Below are 443 nucleotides of genomic sequence, written 5' to 3'. Positions count from 1 at the left end.
GGATGCTTACGGCTGATCGTCGATCCACCGCGAATGCGCCCGCCGCGGGCATTGCGGGCATAGGCCGTTTCGATCGCCTGCAGATCAAACCCATTGTGCAAACAGAAGCGCGAATCTTCGCCCGCAATCGCGGCGCGCGCCATATTGGGGTCGATCTGCGACAGCGGACGCCAGGATTTGTCGATGCCGTGGCCACCCAGCGCATCGCCAACCATCGTCAGCGTAATCGGTGGCGGCACGAAGCGATACAATACGACCATGAAGACCGACAGGATCACAAACGCGACAACGGCGCGTACGGCCCAGCCCAGCACCCGTCCGACCAGACCACGTTTCCGGCGAGGGCGCTCACGCTGGTTCAGCTGAGGTTGCGGCACATGCGTTCCGACATTGACGTTCCCCGGCTCCATGACATGCTCCCGCAGCATTCCGTAGCGCGGGAG

Annotated in this window: 1 protein-coding gene; it reads right to left on the bottom strand. The window is 63.0% G+C overall.

Going from position 1 to position 443, the window contains the following annotated elements:
• On the bottom strand, nt 1-410 hold a 410-nt coding region (locus tag AACY49_RS31110), incomplete at its 3' end, for a transglycosylase domain-containing protein (protein ID WP_339528168.1).
• Between the last annotated feature and the right edge of the window lie 33 nt (nt 411-443).

The sequence above is a fragment of the Pseudomonas sp. EL_65y_Pfl2_R96 genome (assembly GCF_963970905.1).
Lineage (GTDB): Bacteria > Pseudomonadota > Gammaproteobacteria > Pseudomonadales > Pseudomonadaceae > Aquipseudomonas.
The sequence above is the reverse complement of the archived record's forward strand: the minus strand, read 5'-3'. Positions and strand labels throughout refer to the sequence as shown.